We start from the raw sequence: 17,083 nt of genomic DNA, 5'->3' as shown, positions 1-17,083 counted from the left end.
GCTCAGTCCGGCACGACGTAGGCGTCCGAGACGGCGACATGGACATTGTCGCCGATCGCCGGCGGCAGGATGCAGTCGACGGCGAGCGTTTCGCCGGATGGCGTGCGCAGCAGCACCTCGAACACCGGCCCGCGGTAGATCGCACCGACGACGGTGGCGGCGATCCCCGTCGTATCGATCCGCATCGTTTCCGGTCGGAGAAGAACGGTGGCCGGGCCGAGCGTGGCGGCCCTCCCCCCGGCAAGACGCGCGCCGAAGGAATGGCCGGCGACGCTGACAAGGGCCATGCCATCACGGCAGGCGGACACCGCGCAGGGCACGAGAAATCCTCGTCCGACAAAGCCGGCGACGGTCCTGTCCGCCGGCGCGGCGTAGACGTTGGCGGGTTCGTCCGCCTGCAGGATTCGGCCCGCCTGCATGACCACCACCCGGTCGGCGAGCGCCAGCGCCTCGGACTGGTCATGCGTGACATAGACCATGGTCGTGCCCGTGCGATCGTGGATCTCGCGAAAGGCGACCGTCATCGACGCTCGCAGATGCATGTCGAGATTGGCCAGCGGCTCGTCAAAGAGAATGATCCGCGATTCGGCGACGAGGCAGCGCGCCAACGCCACGCGCTGGCGCTGGCCGCCGGAGAGCTCCTCGATCCGCCGGGTGCCGAACCCGCTCAGGCCGACGGTCGCCAGCACCGCCTCGACCCTTGCCTGAACCTCCTCGCGGCCGACGCGTCGGGTCTTCAGGGGATAGGCGACGTTGTCGCCGACATTCATGTGCGGCCACAGCGCATAGGACTGGAAGACGACGCCGACGCCGCGGTGTTCGGGCGCCACCTGACGCCGGGCGTCGGCGACCACGTCCCCGCCAAAACGGATCTCGCCGCTGTCGGGCGCCTCGAAACCGGCGATGAGACGCAGGAGCGTGGTCTTGCCGCAGCCCGAGGCGCCGAGAAGCGCGGTGAACGAGCCCGACGCGAAATCGAGGGAGATGTCGGCAAGGGCCTGCGTCGCGCCGAAGCGTTTGCTGACCCCGCGCACGGAAATGTCGGTCATATCATTCCTTCTGTCGCGCAAGGCTCTAAGCGGGGGACATGACGGTTTTGCGAAGGCGCCGCCAGGGTGGGCCAGGAGACGACTCTCGCAAGGTCAGCCGGGCAATTCGCCAGGCGAAAGGTCGAGGGGAGACGGATCAGCCGGCGACGCGTCGGCGGCCGACGTGGCGAGGAGCGCTTCGAGCGCGTCGATCTCCGCGGCAGCGCCGGCGAGGATCGTCTTTTCGGCAGCGCGGTAGAGCGCGACAACGCGCGAGCCCGTCTCCGTCAGCGCCGCTCCGCCGCCATTGCGGCCGCCCCCGCGCGCCGCGACCATGGGCGCGGAGAACATCCGGTTGAGCTCGTCGACGAGGAGCCAGGCCCGGCGGTAGGACATGCCGAACTCGCGCCCAGCCGCCGCGATCGACCCGTGCCGCTCTACGGCCTCGAGCAAGGCGATCTTGCCGTGGCCAAGCCGCCGGCCGGCGTCGAAATCGAGGCGAAGGGTGACATTGGCTGGCATTCGGCGGCCCGGAGTGGATCGGCTGGAGGGCGACTGTCGGCGGAGGGTGCCGGCCGGTCAAGGACGGCCTGTCCTGCCGTCCTGTCGCCTCGGGGAGAGTGCCGCGATCACGGAGACGCGTCGCGGTCCTCTCCGCGAGGCCCGCCCCGCTCCCCACCGCCGCGGTCGAAGGAGATCGTCTTGACGACGGCGTGGACCGGGAGGCCGACCGAGAGGTCCAGCATGGCGACGGATTGCCGGGTGATGCGGGCGGAGATTTCGGTGCCGTGGCAGTCGAGCCGGATGTCCGCCGAGGTCGGACCGCTGTCGGTGATCGCCCTGATCGTGCCGGAGAGAATGTTCAGCGCGCTGAGGCCCTCGGGGCGCCGCGTGGCGATCATCACGTCGCGGGTCCGCAGCCGCAGCCGCACCGGGGTGCCGATCGCGTCCGCCAGCAGCGGCACCTGCAGCGTGCCCGCCGCCGAGGCCAGATGCGTCAGGCCGAAATGCTCGTCGTGGCGCTCGACCCTGGTGTCGACGATGCTGCCGGCCTCGACCTCTTCGGTCATGGGATAGAGGTCGAGACGGCGCAGCGTCGCCGCCGGATCGCCTTCGGCGACGACGCGTCCGGCCGAGAGAACGACCACCATCGATGCCAATTGCAGCACCTCGGCGACGGAATGGCTGACGTAGAGGATCGGGATGCCCGCTTCGTCGCGCAGGCGCCGGATATAGGGCAGGATCTCCGCCTTGCGGGCCTCGTCGAGCGCGGCCAGGGGCTCGTCCATCAGGAGGAGACGGGGACTGGCGATCAGCGCCCGGCCGATGGCGACGCGCTGGCGTTCGCCGCCCGACAGGAGGCTCGGCCGCCGCTCCAGCAGCGGCGCGATGCCGAGCAGGTCCACCACCCGGTCGAAGGACTGGTAGCGCTCCTCCCGGGGCGTGAACCAGCGGCCATAGACGAGGTTCTGCCGGACGGTGAGATGGGGAAACAGCCGCGCATCCTGGAAGACATAGCCGAGCCGTCGACGGTGTTTGGGCACGAAGACCCCTTTCCCGGTGTCGACGAGCACTTGTCCGCCGACCGCGATCGTCCCCTCGTCCGGGCGCATCAGGCCGCCAACGAGGTTGACGAGCGAGGTCTTGCCGGAGCCGGACGGGCCGAACAAGGCGGTGAGCCCGCCGGCGCTGTCGAAGCGGACGTCGAGGGAGAAGTCGCCGAGCCGGTGCCGCAGGTCGATCGCGACGGTCATGCCCGCTCGATCCGCCGGCCGACGCGCCGCGCCAGAAATTCCGAAAGCATCAGGGCGGCCATCGAGATCACGATCGACACCAGCGTCAGCCTGAGCGCGCCGGCATCGCCGCCGGGCACCTGCAGAAAGCCGTAGATCGCGGCCGGAAGCGTCTGCGTCTCGCCGGGAATGGCGGAGACGAAGGTGATCGTCGCGCCGAACTCGCCCATCGCCTTGGCGAAGGAGAGGATCATCCCGGCGATGATGCCGGGCAGGATCAGCGGCAGCGTGATGGTCAGGAAGACCATGGCGGGATGGGCGCCGAGCGTGCCGGCGGCATCCTCCAGCCGGCGATCCACCGCTTCGATGGAGAGGCGGATCGCCCGCACCATCAGCGGCAGGCCCATCACCGCGCAGGCGAGCGCCGCGCCCGTCCAGCGAAACGAGAACACGATGCCGAAATGCGCCTCGAGAAAGGCCCCGATCGGTCCGCGCCGGCCGAAGCCGATCAGGAGGAGATAGCCGGTGACGACGGGCGGCAGCACCAGCGGCAGGTGAACGAGGCCGTTCAGCCAGGCCTTGCCCCAGAACTCGCCGCGGGCCAGCACGTAGGCGAGGAGAAGGCCGAGGGGCAGGCTGGCGACCATGGCGACGAACGCGACGCGGATGCTGAGCCGCACCGCCGTCCACTCCTCCGGGCTCAATGCCAGCCAGTCCACGATCACTCGTCTCCCCGGGCCTGTAAATGCCGGCCAGCCCTACTTCGCAGCCGCGGCGAGAACGGTAAAGCCCTGCTCTTCGAAGAGCGCCCTGGCCGTGCCACCCTGGAGGAAAGCCAGAAAGGCTGCAGCGTCCGGATCAGCCGCCTCCGCCGTCAGGGCAACGGGATAGACGATCGGCTCGTGGGCGTTTTCCGGGAAGACGCCGACGACGCTTACGCCCGCCTCGGCGGCGGCGTCGGTGGCGTAGACGATGCCGAGCGGCGTCTCGCCGCGGGCGACGAGGACGAGCGCCGCGCGTACGTTCTCCGCCTGCGCCAGCCGGTCCTTCACGCTCTCCCATACGCCGAGAGTGTCGAGCGCCGCCTTGCCGTATCTGCCGGCGGGGACCGCGTCGACATTGGCCATGGCAAGCCGGCCGTCACCGAGGAGGGTCGCCAGCGGAAACCCGTTCGTGATGGCGACGTCGGCGCCCGAACCCTTCGGCGCGACGAGCACGATCGAATTGCCGAGGAGGTCGGTGCGAGTCGCCGGCTCGATCAGCTTGCGCTCGGCGAGATAATCCATCCAGTCCTGGTCGGCCGAGATGAAGAGATCGGCCGGCGCACCCGCCTCGATCTGCCGGGCAAGGGCGGAACTCGCCGCGTAGGAGATGGCGACGGTTTTCCCCGTCTCCCGGCGCCAGGCTCCCGCCACCTCGTCGAGCGCCGTCTTCATGCTGGCGGCGGCGAAGACGACAGGCTCCGCAAGCGCCCGGGCGGGTTGACCCAGGCAGAGCGCCAAGACGGCAGCCAGGCCTGCGATGCGACGCAACGATCCATCCCACATCAGGCCAAGCCCCATTCGACAGCACTATATCCCCAGAAATATAGCGCAAAACCGATGGCAGCAAGCCGTGATATTTCGGCGGATATATCGCTGCCCCGCCACGACAAAGCGGCAGCGCCGGGCGGCGAGCGACGGGCTCGCTGCGGGGACCTCGAACACACGCGCCTGCCGGTCCTTGTCGCCGCAGCCTAACTCTCGGCGGTCTCCGGCAGAATCTCGTCGGTGATGACGTCGAAGCGCGCCAGCCGCGTCGGTCCGAAATGCGTGGTCAGCGCCACGTCGGTCGCATCGCGGCCGATTCCCATCAGGATGCGCCCGATGCGCGGCGCGTTGTGCCGGGCGTCGAAGGTGTACCAGTGGCCGCCGAGATAGACTTCGAACCAGGCGCTGAAATCCATCGGACACGGCACGGCGGGAACGCCGATGTCACCGAGGTAGCCGGTGCAGTAGCGCGCTGGAATGTTCATGCATCGGCACAGGGTTATGGCGAGATGCGCGAAATCGCGGCAGACGCCGACCCTTTCCGAAAAGCCGCCGAAGGCCGAACGCGTCGCGTCCGCGAGCTGGTAGTCGAACCGGATATGGTTGTGCACGAAGTCGCAGATCGCCTGGACGCGGCCCCAGCCGAGCGGCGTGTTGGAAAACTGCGACCAGGCAAAATTGCCGAGACGGTCGGTATCGCAGTAGCGACTGCCGAGGAGGAAGACGAGAACCTCGTCCGGCAGGTCCTTGATGTCGTGCTGGATCGCGTCCCAGGCGGCGATGTCGGGCTGGCCGCTGTCGTAGACGTCGAAGCGGGTCGATATCGTCGTCAGTCCGGGCGGCGCCATGATGCGGCTGCAGGCATTGCCGAAACCGTCGACATAGTCCCAGGCCTCGATATCCCGGTCGAAGGTCAGCGTCTGTTCCGTCAGGAGGTCGACCCGGCGCGACGGGTGGATATTGAGCACCAGCAGCATCGGCGTCGGTTGCCAGCACTCATAGGCCACATCGAAACCAGCACGAATTTTCATTGGATCTCCACCAGCAAGCCTTCCCCGCAAAACGGGCTTCCGCCCGCATGGCAGGCAATGCAAGCAGTGTGCCATGGTTTCATCGGCAGCAGAAGAATCGCGACGCCGCGGCGGGTGGTTTTGATCGCTCCGGCCCGTATTGCGTCCGGCCCTCCGCCGATCCCAAGCCCGTCGGAGGGATTGCCTGCGGGTTCAGCGCACGAAGAGGCGGGTGGCCAGCGCGATGAGCGAGGCGTCCGAGCCGCGCGGTCCGATCAGCGACAGGCCGATGGGCCCGCCATTCGCACGGCCCGCCGGAAGGGTCACCTGCGGAAGGCCGGCGAGACCGGCGACGGACAGGAGGGTGATCGCGTCGCGGCGGAAGGTCTCGTGGACGTCCGCGCCTGCGTCGAGACGGAATGGCGCGTCGTGGACCGCTGGCGCGATCAGGACGCCGTCCTCGCCGAGCAGCGCGTCGATGGCGGCGCGAAAGCGCGCGCGCACCCCATCCGCCGTCTCTTCCTGCTCGTCCGTCAGCGAGCGCGCATAGGCAAATCGTGCCGCGACCGCGCTGCCGAGCGCCGGGCGAACCCTGTCGATCCACGGGCCGAAGGCGCGCAGGATTTCGCGTGCCTGCAGGATGCGGAAGGCGTCGTAGACCGTTTCGGCGCCGAGGCCCGCATAGACGTCGACATCCGGCGCCGGGATCCCGGCCGAGGCTTCATCGAGCACGGCGCGGGCATCGCCCGCCATCCGCGCGAACATGTCGCCCGCTCGCAATAGGCGCGGCGACGCCGGCAGAGGAGACGAATCGTCGCCCAGGAGCACGGCGCCGGTCTTCGTCAGCGTCGCGGCGTCGCGGGAGAAGAAGCCGAGCGTGTCGAAGCTCTCGGCGAGCGCCATGCACCCGTCGAGCGAAATCCGCCCGTGGCTCGGACGAAAACTCCAGAGGCCGCAGAAGCTTGCCGGCGCCCTGACCGATCCGCCGGTATCGCTGCCGATGCCGATGTCGACGAGATTGGCCGCGACGGCCGCGGCCGAGCCCGACGAGGAACCTCCGGGGATCCGGTCGGGGGCGGCGCTGTTCACCGGCGTGCCGAAATGCGGATTCATGCCGAAGAGCGACCAGGCGAGTTCGTCGGTCTGGGTCTTGCCGACGAAGGTGGCACCCGCATCGAGAAGCTTCTGGATCGAAGGGGCCGTCCTCGTCTTCACCGCGCTCGCGGCAAGGATGAAGGGACTTCCGCAGCCGGTGCGGTAGCCTGCGACGTCGTAAAGGTCCTTGACCCCGAGGCGCAGGCCGGCGAGCACGCCCTCCTTTGCCGAGACCACGGGGACGGCGGGATAGGGAAGGAAGGCGCCGACCGTATCATCCAAAAGCATCGTCTCTCCCCTGTTGCCGGCAACCGATAGCCGTCAGCCTTGTTGCCACCGCAGGCGCAGATGAGCAATGTCTCCTCAGGCGCACGACCCCTCTCCGCCCCGCGGAGCCAGCGAGGAGACCACCATGAAGATCGATGCGACGACGCGCCTCGAGGACCACGACACCGCCTATTCCAATTCCGGCGCCGTGAAGGGTTCGGAGCGCTTCGCGCCCGCCTGGACCGCAGCGGCCGAGAGCTTTCGCGCGGCGCTGATGGCGGACGGGCGCGGCAGTCTCGACCAGCCCTATGGCGGCGGCGCAAGGCAGGCCTACGACTTCTTCCTGCCCGTGCACCCGCCGCGCGGTCTCTTCGTCTTCGTGCATGGCGGCTACTGGCAGCGGTTCGACAAGAGCCTGTTCTCGCATCTGGCCGGGGGACCGCTGGCCCGCGGCTTTGCCGTCGCCATTCCCAGCTACACACTCTGCCCGGACGTTCGGATCGGCGACATCGTCAAGGAGATCGGGGCATTCCTGGAGCATGTCGCGGCGAAGGTCGACGGCCCCATCACATTGGCCGGCCACTCCGCCGGCGGCCATCTCGTCGCCCGCATGGCGGCCGCGCCGTCGCCGATCTCGGACGACGTGCGCGCGCGCATCGCGGCCGTCCTGTCGATCAGCGGCGTGCACGATTTGCGGCCGCTCCGCGCCACCGCGATGAACGCCGTGCTGCATCTCGATGGCGCGGAGGCGCGGGCGGAAAGTCCGGCGCTGCTCGACCCGGCGATCGCCGCTCCCGTCACCTGCTGGGTCGGCGGCGACGAACTGCCGGAGTTCCTGCGCCAGAACGCCCTTCTCGCCAACCTCTGGTACGGTCTCGGCCACCCCACGCGGACCGTGGTCAGCCCCGGCCGGCATCACTACGATGTCATCGATGACCTCACCGATCCGGACAGCGCCATGACGGCGCTGGTCAGCCCGCAGCCGCCCGAGCCGGATTGAACCCGCACGTCACCCGCAGGCACCTGCCAGACAGCTCCCGCCGCTATGGCTCGGCTGATGATCCGGCAGGCTGATCAGTTGCTTGGCGCGCCTTTCTGCAAGACTGATTCGGGTTGCTGATAGTCTGATTCCGGAAGTTGAGACGGCGATTCATCGCAGGCGCTTTCGGCCGACGCTTTTCTTCCGGGCAGCGCCCTCGTCACCCGCATTCGCCGCGCCAGATAGGTCCGATGAACCCTCACCCGCACCGAGACCCCCCCGCCCCCGGACAGGAGAGCGTCTGGGACTTTCCACGCCCGGCGCGCATCGAGCCCGTCACGTCGACGCTGCAGGTGATCTTCGCCGACCGCGTCGTCGCCGAGACGCGGCGGGGCTATCGTGCCATCGAGACCAGTCATCCGCCCTCCTACTATTTTCCGCCGGGGGACGTCGCGACAGCCCTCCTGGTGCCCGCCTCGACGCGGACACTCTGCGAGTGGAAAGGCGGCGCCGCCTATCACGACCTTGTCGTCGGTGATCGCAGGGTTGCGGATGCCGCCTGGTCCTACCCGCAGCCGACGCCCGATTTTGCCGCCGTCGCCGGCTTCTTCGCCTTCTATGCCGGCCGGGTCGACGCCTGCTTCGTCGACGGCGAAAAAGTGACGCCGCAGGAGGGCGACTTCTACGGCGGCTGGATCACCCGCTCCCTCGCCGGCCCCTTCAAGGGACCGCCCGGAACGCGCTTCTGGTGACGCGCATTGGTTGCGCGGGCGCAACGGTGGCCTTCGCCTGTTCGCGGCAACAGGCGCAACAAAAAGATACTGCGGGAAGCGCGCGACCTAGCGTTCCGGGCGATTTTCCGGGATCGCGCGAAACGCCGGCTTTCGAGTTGCCGCGCCGGGCGAAAAACCGGTTCCCACTTCTTCGCCCGGCGCTCTAGGCTCTCGCCGATGCGTCAGGCATGCCGGCCCGTCTCATCCACATTGAGGAACTGGAGCACCTTGGCGAGGATCTGCTGCTCGGCCTCGGCAAGTTCGCGGATGGCGGCCACCTGGGATCCCCGGGAATGCCGGAACGCCTCGCCCAGATAGGCGTCCGTCCTTGATCGGGCGCTCGCGAGTTGAGCCAGAAGCGTCTGGAACTCATTGTTCCAGTAGGCGCCGCCTTTGGCGTCGGGACGCTCGATCATCTTGATGGAGTCACTGCTCACCAATCCGGGCGTTCGTCCCGGATCGTCCCATTCCACCGGCACCCTCCAGCCACGATCCTCGACGCTGAAGCGAGGAGACGCGTCGGTTCCGTCGACGGCAACAGGCACCCCGTTGACCGTACCCAAACCGAAGTTGGAATGGCTGACCCTATCTCCCCACTGAAACTGGTAGGGTTTGCGCGGTTGTGGGTCGGCCATGCAAAAATTCCTCGGTCGCTTGATGATTCTGAAGCCAGGATTGCCACCGCAACCTGCTGCCAGTGTATTCGTTGTCGATGACGGCGATCATACACCTAGAGCATGATCCCGAAAGGTGGCTTCCGGCTTTCGGAAAGAGATCATGCGGAAACAAAGGACTAAAGCGGGACGGCGATTCGAAGAAAACCCATCCCGCTTTAGAAACCTAACGCTCCCATGCCTGTGCGGATGACGCCTGCCGCCTCCATATCCGCGATCGCCCGCTCCAGCGACCCGGCGACGTCGATGGCACGGCAGGCGTCCTCGACAAGCACGACCTCGAACCCCTTGTTGCGCCCGTCGACCGCGGTCCAGGCGACGCAGAAGTCGAGCGCGAGACCCGCGACGAAGATCCGCTCGACGCCGCGCTCGCGGAGATAGCCGGCAAGGCCGGTCGGCGAGGTCCGGTCGGCCTCGACAAAGCCGGAATAGCTGTCGACGGAATGGCGAAAGCCCTTGCGCACGATCGTCTGCGCTCCCCGCAGATCGACGCCGGGATGAAACGCGGCGCCTTCGCTGCCCTGGAGGCAGTGGTCCGGCCACAGCACCTGCGTGCCGTAGGCCAGTTCCACCGTCTCGAACGGCGCCCTGCCATGCGTCGAGGCGAAGGAGATGTGGCCCGGCGGGTGCCAGTCCTGCGTGAGGACGACGTTCTCGAACGCCTGGCCGATCCGGTTCACCAGCGGTACGACGGCCTGCCCGTCGGCAACCGCCAGTGCCCCGCCCGGACAAAAATCGTTCTGCAGGTCGACCACGACAAGCGCGTCCCGTGCTGAAATGCCTCGCATCCTGTCGCTTCCCCTCGCTCCGGACCAGGCACCCGGCTGCCTTCCCGATGAGTAGCAGTTCCCCTGCCGGAGACCAGTCGCAGCCCTTGCGCCCGCCCAATTGCCGCCATCACCGGGACAAGTTGGTTTGGTTCTCTGGGATCGTCTCCCATATATCGTTTCTCGTACCCTGCGTCCCCACCCGTTCCTGCCCTGCCTTCGCCGATCGGACCGACATGCCCGCACCCATTCCGCTTCTCGACATCCGTGCCTGGGTCGTCTGGGGCCGCGACCATGTCGAAGCAGCAACGCTCGCGAAGGTTGGCATCGCAGCCGCTGCGATCTACTCCTTCTTCGCGATCGCCGGCGAGGTGATGGAGGGCGAGACGCACGGCTTCGATTCCTACCTGCTTCTGGCGCTGCGCAATGCGGCCGATCCGGCGCAGCCGCTGGGGCCGACCTGGATGCAGGAGGTGCTGCGCGATTTCACCGCGCTCGGCGGCAATGCGGTGCTGACGCTGATCACCCTCGCCGTCGCCGGCTTCCTGTGGATGCAGGGGAACAGACGGTCCATGCTCCTCGTGCTCGCCGCGATCCTCGGCGGCTTTGCCATGACGTCACTCCTGAAGCTCGGCTTCGATCGGCCACGGCCCGATCTCGTGCCGCACAGCATGACGACCTACACCGCGAGCTTTCCAAGCGGCCACGCCATGCTCTCGGCGATCGTCTACCTGACGCTCGCCGTTCTCGTCGCGCGGGTGCAGACCCGCCGGTCGATAAAGATCTACCTCCTGACGACGGCAAGCCTTCTCACCGTGATCATCGGCGTCAGCCGCGTCTATCTCGGCGTTCACTGGCCGACCGACGTCATCGCCGGCTGGGCGGCAGGCGCCGCCTGGGCACTGCTCTGGTGGACGATCGCGTCCTGGCTGGAAAGGAGCGGCGTCGTCGAAAAGGAAATCACGACCGAGCCAAAGTCCGTTGTCGGCTCCCCCGCATCCTGAGGTCCCCGTACGCCGCGGAGTACGGCATCACACGTAAGTGACAAGCGCTAGAATTCCTGCCATCTGGCAGGGATGAAACAGCTCAGACTCATCATGGCCGATCGGAGCACGGGGGGCGTTCTCGCATCCTTCGTCGCCGTCATGGCTCTGGTGCAGCTGTTTCTCGGCGGCATCGCTCTCGGCGCGACCGCCCTGCCCGGCACGCAGGTCATCTGTTCGGCCGGCGGCGATCACGGACCCCGCCACGCTCCGGGACAGGACCAGACGGCGGCGGACTGTGCCCTTGCCTGCCAGGCCGGTCGCTCCCTTGCTGCCCCGCCGCCGCAGACCGATCCCGGTGAAATCCTGCCGGTGCGTCTTTCCGTCGCGGCCGAGCGCCCGCCCTTCGTCGTCACGCGATCGTCGCGCGGCGACGTCGGCCTGCACAAAAACGCCCAGGCGCCCCCTCTCCCTCTCTGATCGTCACGCCCATGTGCCGACCGGCAGTTCCGGCCGGCCACCGTCGACAGGACGACCGCTGACGCATGAAGCGCTCGGCGTCCAAGAGAGAGAACCGCCATGACCGAACTCAGCCTTTCCGAGGGGCGCCTTCGCGCGTCCTCGGTGAACGACGCCTATCGCGCGATCTGGCGCTGGCATTTCTACGCCGGCCTGATCGCCATCCCCTTCATGATCGTCCTTGCCGTCACGGGATCGCTCTATTTGTTCCGCGACGAGATCGACAATACCTTCTACGCCTCGCGCAACGTCGTCGCCGAACAGGAGGGCCTCGGCGCACCGGCCAGCGCCCTCGTCTCCCGTGCCGAGGCCGCGATTCCCGGCGGCAAGGCGATTGCCTTCCGCGATCCGGCGCGCCCGGATCAGTCGGCGCGGGTGACGCTGTCGACCGACGCCGGCACTACCTACGTCTTCCTCGATCCCCACGACGCAACGGTTCTGGGCAGCGTCCTGAAGGTCGAAACGCTCAACGAGGTCGTGCGCAAGATTCACAGCCTGGAATATTTCGGCGTCTACGCGAACCGCGTGATGGAAGCGATCGCCGGCTTTGCCATCATCCTCGTCGTCACCGGCCTCTATCTCTGGTGGCCCCGGCGTCGGGGCGGCGGCGTCGTGACCGTGCGGGGCGTGCCACGCCAGCGCGTCTTCTGGCGCGACCTGCATGCCGTGACCGGTGCGTTTTCCGGCATCCTCATCGCGTTTCTCGCGATCTCCGGACTGCCCTGGTCGACCGTCTGGGGCGGGCAGCTGACGGCCATCACGACTGCGACCGGTACCGGTTACCCCGCCGCGCTCTGGGACAGCGTGCCAGTCTCGGACGAGCATGCCGCTCATGCGATGGAGACGACGGCCTGGACGCTCGAAACCTCGCCGATGCCGATGTCGCAAATGCCCGGAATGGCCGGCGCCGGCATGCCCGCCGCGGGATTGCTTGTTCCGGCAGCAGCGCCGCAGCCCATCGGGCTCGACGCCGCGCTCGCCATCGCGCGCACTGCCGGCATCAGCCGCGGCTTCGAGATGAGCCTTCCCGCGGACGCGACCGGCGTCTACACCGCGGCGATCTTTCCCGACGCGCTCGACAAACAGCGGACGATCCACATCGACCAGTTCAGCGGCAAGCCGATCGTCGACATCGCCTATGCCGACTATGGCAGCGTGGCGAAAGCGGTGGAGCTCGGGGTCAACATCCACATGGGCCAGGAATTCGGGCTCGCCAACCAGCTCCTGATGCTGGCGACGTGTCTTGCGATCATCCTCGTCTCGGTCGCCGCCGTGGTGATGTGGCTGAAGCGTCGTCCCGCCGGGCGTCTCGGCGTGCCACCCTACCCGGCTTCGCGAAGCGTCTACCCCATGCTCTGGGCGATGGTCGTCGTTCTCGGCATCGCATTCCCGCTGAGCGGCGCACTGATCATCGCGATGCTGGCCATCGATCTCATCCTCGTGCGCCGCATTCCTTGGCTGCGGCAGCGCATGGCCTGACAGCAAAAGGCCGGGCGCAGATTTCTCCGCGCCCGGCCCAGGTTCATGCCGTCAGTGCCGGAAAGCTCAGGCCTTGTTGCGGTTGTAGACGTCGAAGCAGACGGCGGCGAGAAGGACGAGGCCCTTGATCACCTGCTGGTCGTCGATGCCGATGCCCATGATCGACATGCCGTTGTTCATCACGCCCATGATGAAGGCGCCGATCACCGCGCCCGTGACCTTGCCGACGCCGCCATAGGCGGAGGCGCCGCCGATGAAGCAGGCGGCGATGACGTCAAGCTCGAAGCCGACGCCGGCCTTCGGCGTCGCCGAGTTGAGGCGGGCGGCGAAGATGAGGCCCGCGAGCGCGGCGAGCACGCCCATGTTGACGAAAGCGAGGAAGGTCAGGCGCTCGGTGTTGATACCGGAGAGTTTCGCCGCCTTCTCGTTGCCGCCGACGGCATAGATGCGCCGGCCGATGGTCGTGCGGGTCGTCATGAAGCCGTAGATGGCGATGAGCACGGCCATGACCATCAGCACGTTCGGGAAGCCGCGATAGGACGCCATGAGGTAGGTGATCAGCATGATCGCCATGGCGATAAAGATGTTGCGACCGAGGAAGAGGCCGAAGGGCTCGTCGACCTTGCCCATTTTCGCCTGCTTCTGGCGGGCGCGGTTGCTGAAATAGACGAGCGCCAGCGCGGCAAGCGCGCCGAGGACGATCGTCGTCATGTGAAGGCCGCCGCCCGCCGACAGGAAATCGGGGATGAAGCCCTTGGAAAGGAGCTGGAACGTCTCCGGGAACGGGCCGACCGAGGCGGAGCCCAGAACCTTCAGCGTCAGGCCGCGGAAGACGAGCATGCCCGCCAGCGTCACGATGAAGGACGGGACCTTGAAGTAGGCGACGAGGTAGCCCTGCGCCGCGCCGACGACGGCGCCGACGGCCAGGCAGATCAGCGCCGACGAGAAGCCGTCGAGCCCCATCTTCACCATCAGCACGGCCCCCAGACCGCCGATGAAGCCGGCAACCGAGCCGACGGACAGGTCGATGTGCCCGGTGATGATGACGAGCAGCATGCCGATCGCCATGATGATGATGTAGCTGTTCTGCAGCACCAGATTGGTCAGGTTCAGCGGCTTCATCAACACGCCGTTGGTCATGACCTGGAAGAAGATCATGATCACGACGAGGGCCAGCAGCATGCCGTATTCGCGGATATGCGCCTTCAGGAAGCCGAAATCGAAGCCGCTGCGCGGCGTTGTCGGCTCGTCGGCCGTCTTGATGCTCATAGCGTGTCACCCTGGACTTGCTGGCCTGACCGGATGATCGCCCGCATGATGCTTTCCTGGCTCGCCTCGGCGGCCGGCATCTCGGCCACGATCCGGCCCTCGTTCATGACGTAGATCCGGTCGCAGATGCCGAGGAGTTCCGGCATTTCCGACGAGATCACGAGAACGCCTTTGCCCTCGTTCGCCAGCTGGTTGATGATGGTGTAGATTTCGAACTTCGCGCCGACGTCGATGCCGCGTGTCGGCTCGTCGAGGATCAGAAGTTCCGGCCCCGAGAACAGCCACTTCGACAGGACGACCTTCTGCTGGTTGCCGCCGGAGAGGTTCAGCGTCTTCTGGAAGATGCCGGAGCAGCGGATCTTCAGCTTGTCGCGGAATTCCTCGGCGACCGAGCGCTCGCGGTGATTGTCGATCACGCCGCCCTTGGAGATGCCGCCGAGATTGGCGAGCGAGATGTTCTGCTTGATGTCGTCGTCGAGGATCAGGCCGAACTGCTTGCGGTCCTCGGTGACGTAGGCGATGCCGGCCTCAATGGCACGGGGAATCGTCGAGACGTCCACCTTCTTGCCATGCATCCGCACTTCGCCGGAGATGTTGCGGCCATAGGACTTGCCGAAGACGCTCATGGCGAGTTCTGTGCGCCCTGCCCCCATCAGACCGGCAATGCCGACCACCTCGCCCTTGCGCACATTGATAGCGATGTCGGACAGGACCTGGCGCTTGGAACTCAGGTGATGGAAGGCGTTCCAGTTGGTCACCTCCAGCAGCATCTCGCCGATGTTCGGCGTGCGCGGCGGATAGCGGTCGGCAAGGCTGCGGCCGACCATGTCGCGGATGATGCGATCTTCCGAGATCGCCTCTTTCTTGCAGTCGAGCGTCGAGACGGTCGAGCCGTCGCGCAGCACGGTGATCTGGTCGGCGACCCGCGAGATCTCGTTCAGCTTGTGTGAGATGATGATGGCCGACATGCCCTGCGCCTTGAACTCCAGCAGAAGGTTCAGGAGCGCCTGGCTGTCACTCTCATTGAGGCTCGCCGTCGGCTCGTCGAGAATGAGCAGCTTCACGTCCTTGGCGAGCGCCTTGGCGATCTCGACCAGCTGCTGCTTGCCGACGCCCAGATCCTTGATCAGCGTCGTCGGCGATTCCTTCAGCCCGACCTTGGCGAGAAGTTCGGCCGTGCGCTGATTGGCGGCGTTCCAGTCGATGATGCCGTAGCGCGCCACCTCGTTGCCGAGGAACATGTTCTCGGCGATCGACAGAAGCGGCACCAGCGCCAGTTCCTGATGGATGATGATGATGCCGAGATGCTCGGAATCGGTAATGCCGGAAAATTCGCGCGCCTCACCTTCGTAGCGGATCTCGCCCTCATAGGTGCCGTGCGGATAGACGCCCGACAGGACCTTCATGAGGGTCGACTTGCCCGCGCCGTTTTCCCCGCAAATGGCGTGGATTTCGCCCTGCCGCACCGTCAGGTTGACGTTGTCGAGCGCCCGGACGCCGGGAAATGTCTTGGTGATGCCGCGCATCTCGAGAATGGGAGCCATTTTTCCTCCACCGGCAGACCCGCAAGGGGCGTCGCCGCCGCGTGGGGAGATAGCCGGATTGCAGCCCGTATGCAAAAACGGCCCGGGGAGCGTGACGCTGTCCCGGGCCGCAACCTGTCGTGTCGTCTTACTTCAGCTGATCGGCCGTGTAGTAGCCGCTGCCGACGAGGATTTCTTCCCAGTTCGACTTGTCCACCGGAACCGGCTTCAGGAGGTAGGACGGGACCACCTTCACGCCGTTGTCGTAGGTCTTGGTGTCGTTGACCGGAACCTCGGTGCCGGCAGCCATGGCGTCGACCATGTCGACGGTGACCTTGGCGAGTTCGCGGGTGTCCTTGAAGATGGTCGAGGACTGCTCGCCGGCGATGATCGACTTCACCGACTGGACTTCCGCGTCCTGGCCGGAGACGACCGGCATCGGCATGTCGCCCGAGCCGTAGCCGACGCCCTTCAGCGACGAGATGATGCCGATCGACAGGCCGTCATAGGGCGACAGCACGGCGTCGACTTTCTTGTCGGCGTAGTTGGCAGAGAGGAGGTTGTCCATGCGGGCCTGGGCCGTCGCCGGATCCCAGCGCAGCGTACCGACCTTGTCCATGCCCATCTGGCCGGACTGGACGACGAGCTTGCCCGAGTCGATCAGCGGCTGCAGGACGCTCATCGCGCCATCGTAGAAGAAGAAGGCGTTGTTGTCGTCCGGGGAACCACCGAACAGCTCGATGTTGAACGGACCGGCGGCGGCCGGAAGACCCAGCTTGTCGACGATCGACTGCGCCTGCAGCACGCCGACCTGGAAATTGTCGAAGGTCGAGTAGTAGTCGACGTTTTCCGAATTCTTGATCAGGCGGTCATAGGCGATGACCTTGATGCCGGCGTCGTGCGCCTGCTGCAGCACGTCGGTCAGCGTCGTGCCGTCGATCGAGGCGATGACCAGGACCTTGGCGCCCTTGGTGACCATGTTCTCGATCTGCGAGAGCTGGGTCGGGATGTCGTCCTCGGCATACTGGAGGTCGGCCGTGTAGCCCTTCGCCTGCAGTGTCTTGACCATGTTGTCGCCGTCCGCGATCCAGCGCGCGGAAGACTTCGTCGGCATCGACACGCCGACAGTGCCCTTGTCCTGCGCATAGGCGGCAGGTGCCAGGGCTGCCAGGCCGAACACGGCGCTGGCAAGAAGCAACTTCAATGATTTCACGGTACTCTCCCAATTTGACGGTGTGTCGCGACGTGGCTCGCCCAGCAAAGCTCGCGCTCCGGAAGCCAGCGGCAATCGCAAAATCTGTCGCTCCTCGCCATCCCGAGCCGACTCTCTCCCGGCCCCCGGCAGCCCGAGCGAAAGGGCCCCGCGGATGGTGATGCGAACTTGATTTTGTTTAGCCGCCCTGTCAAGGGCATGACATCCATTCATCATATCAATCCCCCGTCCTGACCGGATCC

Annotated in this window: 17 protein-coding genes; 5 read left to right on the top strand and 12 right to left on the bottom strand. The window is 66.6% G+C overall.

All coding sequences use genetic code 11. The annotated features are described in order from the left end of the window. Positions 1-2 precede the first annotated feature (2 nt). The 7 genes from Sa4125_RS08340 to Sa4125_RS08310 form a co-directional block, all read right to left on the bottom strand. Positions 3-1,049, bottom strand: a complete 1,047-nt coding sequence (locus Sa4125_RS08340; RefSeq protein ID WP_224005836.1) for an ABC transporter ATP-binding protein — start codon at positions 1,047-1,049, stop codon at positions 3-5. A 93-nt stretch (positions 1,050-1,142) separates the two neighbouring features. Continuing rightward, positions 1,143-1,550, bottom strand: a complete 408-nt coding sequence (locus Sa4125_RS08335; protein ID WP_224005833.1) for a LysR family transcriptional regulator — start codon at positions 1,548-1,550, stop codon at positions 1,143-1,145. Between the two features lie 107 nt (positions 1,551-1,657). Continuing rightward, complete coding sequence (gene modC / locus Sa4125_RS08330; protein ID WP_224005831.1) at positions 1,658-2,782, bottom strand: molybdenum ABC transporter ATP-binding protein; 1,125 nt, start codon at positions 2,780-2,782, stop codon at positions 1,658-1,660. Next, positions 2,779-3,480 (bottom strand): molybdate ABC transporter permease subunit, encoded by a 702-nt coding sequence (gene modB / locus Sa4125_RS08325; protein WP_224007665.1) that lies wholly within the window; start codon positions 3,478-3,480, stop codon positions 2,779-2,781. Before modB ends, modC begins: the two co-directional genes overlap by 4 nt. A 39-nt stretch (positions 3,481-3,519) precedes the next feature. Next, positions 3,520-4,284, bottom strand: a complete 765-nt coding sequence (gene modA / locus Sa4125_RS08320) for a molybdate ABC transporter substrate-binding protein (protein WP_224007662.1) — start codon at positions 4,282-4,284, stop codon at positions 3,520-3,522. A 212-nt stretch (positions 4,285-4,496) separates the two neighbouring features. Further along, positions 4,497-5,321: a transglutaminase family protein gene (locus tag Sa4125_RS08315; protein WP_224005829.1), complete on the bottom strand. Its 825-nt coding sequence runs from the start codon at positions 5,319-5,321 to the stop codon at positions 4,497-4,499. A 192-nt stretch (positions 5,322-5,513) separates the two neighbouring features. Continuing rightward, on the bottom strand, positions 5,514-6,683 hold the full coding sequence (locus Sa4125_RS08310) for an amidase (RefSeq protein ID WP_224005826.1): 1,170 nt from the start codon (positions 6,681-6,683) through the stop codon (positions 5,514-5,516). Between the two features lie 124 nt (positions 6,684-6,807). Here Sa4125_RS08310 and Sa4125_RS08305 point away from each other — a divergent pair, with 124 nt between their 5' ends. Both Sa4125_RS08305 and Sa4125_RS08300 read left to right on the top strand, forming a co-directional pair. Beyond that, on the top strand, positions 6,808-7,662 hold the full coding sequence (locus tag Sa4125_RS08305; protein ID WP_224005823.1) for an alpha/beta hydrolase: 855 nt from the start codon (positions 6,808-6,810) through the stop codon (positions 7,660-7,662). A gap of 230 nt (positions 7,663-7,892) precedes the next feature. Next, positions 7,893-8,393 (top strand): DUF427 domain-containing protein, encoded by a 501-nt coding sequence (locus Sa4125_RS08300; protein ID WP_224005820.1) that lies wholly within the window; start codon positions 7,893-7,895, stop codon positions 8,391-8,393. A 203-nt stretch (positions 8,394-8,596) separates the two neighbouring features. On the opposite strand, the gene Sa4125_RS08295 is transcribed toward Sa4125_RS08300, so the two are convergent. Together Sa4125_RS08295 and pncA are read right to left on the bottom strand one after the other, a co-directional pair. Continuing rightward, positions 8,597-9,049 (bottom strand): hypothetical protein, encoded by a 453-nt coding sequence (locus tag Sa4125_RS08295; RefSeq protein WP_224005816.1) that lies wholly within the window; start codon positions 9,047-9,049, stop codon positions 8,597-8,599. 197 nt (positions 9,050-9,246) lie between these two features. Beyond that, positions 9,247-9,876 (bottom strand): bifunctional nicotinamidase/pyrazinamidase, encoded by a 630-nt coding sequence (pncA, locus tag Sa4125_RS08290; protein WP_224005813.1) that lies wholly within the window; start codon positions 9,874-9,876, stop codon positions 9,247-9,249. 215 nt (positions 9,877-10,091) lie between these two features. Between pncA and Sa4125_RS08285 the strand changes: the two genes are divergently transcribed. The 3 genes from Sa4125_RS08285 (at position 10,092) to Sa4125_RS08275 (ending at position 12,836) form a co-directional block, all read left to right on the top strand. Continuing rightward, complete coding sequence (locus Sa4125_RS08285) at positions 10,092-10,859, top strand: phosphatase PAP2 family protein (protein WP_224005810.1); 768 nt, start codon at positions 10,092-10,094, stop codon at positions 10,857-10,859. A 72-nt stretch (positions 10,860-10,931) separates the two neighbouring features. Continuing rightward, positions 10,932-11,318 carry a hypothetical protein gene (locus tag Sa4125_RS08280; protein ID WP_224005807.1) on the top strand — a complete coding sequence of 129 codons (387 nt, stop codon included), beginning with the start codon at positions 10,932-10,934 and terminating at the stop codon, positions 11,316-11,318. Positions 11,319-11,417: 99 nt separating this feature from the next. Continuing rightward, positions 11,418-12,836: a PepSY domain-containing protein gene (locus Sa4125_RS08275; RefSeq protein WP_224005804.1), complete on the top strand. Its 1,419-nt coding sequence runs from the start codon at positions 11,418-11,420 to the stop codon at positions 12,834-12,836. Between the two features lie 66 nt (positions 12,837-12,902). Here the strand turns inward: Sa4125_RS08275 and mmsB are convergent, their stop codons facing one another. The 3 genes from mmsB to chvE form a co-directional block, all read right to left on the bottom strand. Further along, entirely contained in the window at positions 12,903-14,105 is a 1,203-nt protein-coding gene (gene mmsB, locus Sa4125_RS08270; RefSeq protein WP_224005801.1) for a multiple monosaccharide ABC transporter permease, read from the bottom strand. Next, positions 14,102-15,649: a multiple monosaccharide ABC transporter ATP-binding protein gene (mmsA, locus tag Sa4125_RS08265; protein ID WP_224005799.1), complete on the bottom strand. Its 1,548-nt coding sequence runs from the start codon at positions 15,647-15,649 to the stop codon at positions 14,102-14,104. The genes mmsB and mmsA overlap by 4 nt, the downstream gene beginning before the upstream one ends. Before the next feature lie 127 nt (positions 15,650-15,776). Then, a complete protein-coding gene (gene chvE / locus Sa4125_RS08260; protein ID WP_224005796.1) occupies positions 15,777-16,841 on the bottom strand; it encodes a multiple monosaccharide ABC transporter substrate-binding protein in 1,065 nt (354 codons plus the stop codon). Between the last annotated feature and the right edge of the window lie 242 nt (positions 16,842-17,083).

The organism is Aureimonas sp. SA4125 (assembly GCF_019973775.1).
GTDB lineage: Bacteria > Pseudomonadota > Alphaproteobacteria > Rhizobiales > Rhizobiaceae > Plantimonas.
Note: the sequence above shows the minus strand (reverse complement) of the source record. Positions and strands in the feature narration are given on the sequence as shown.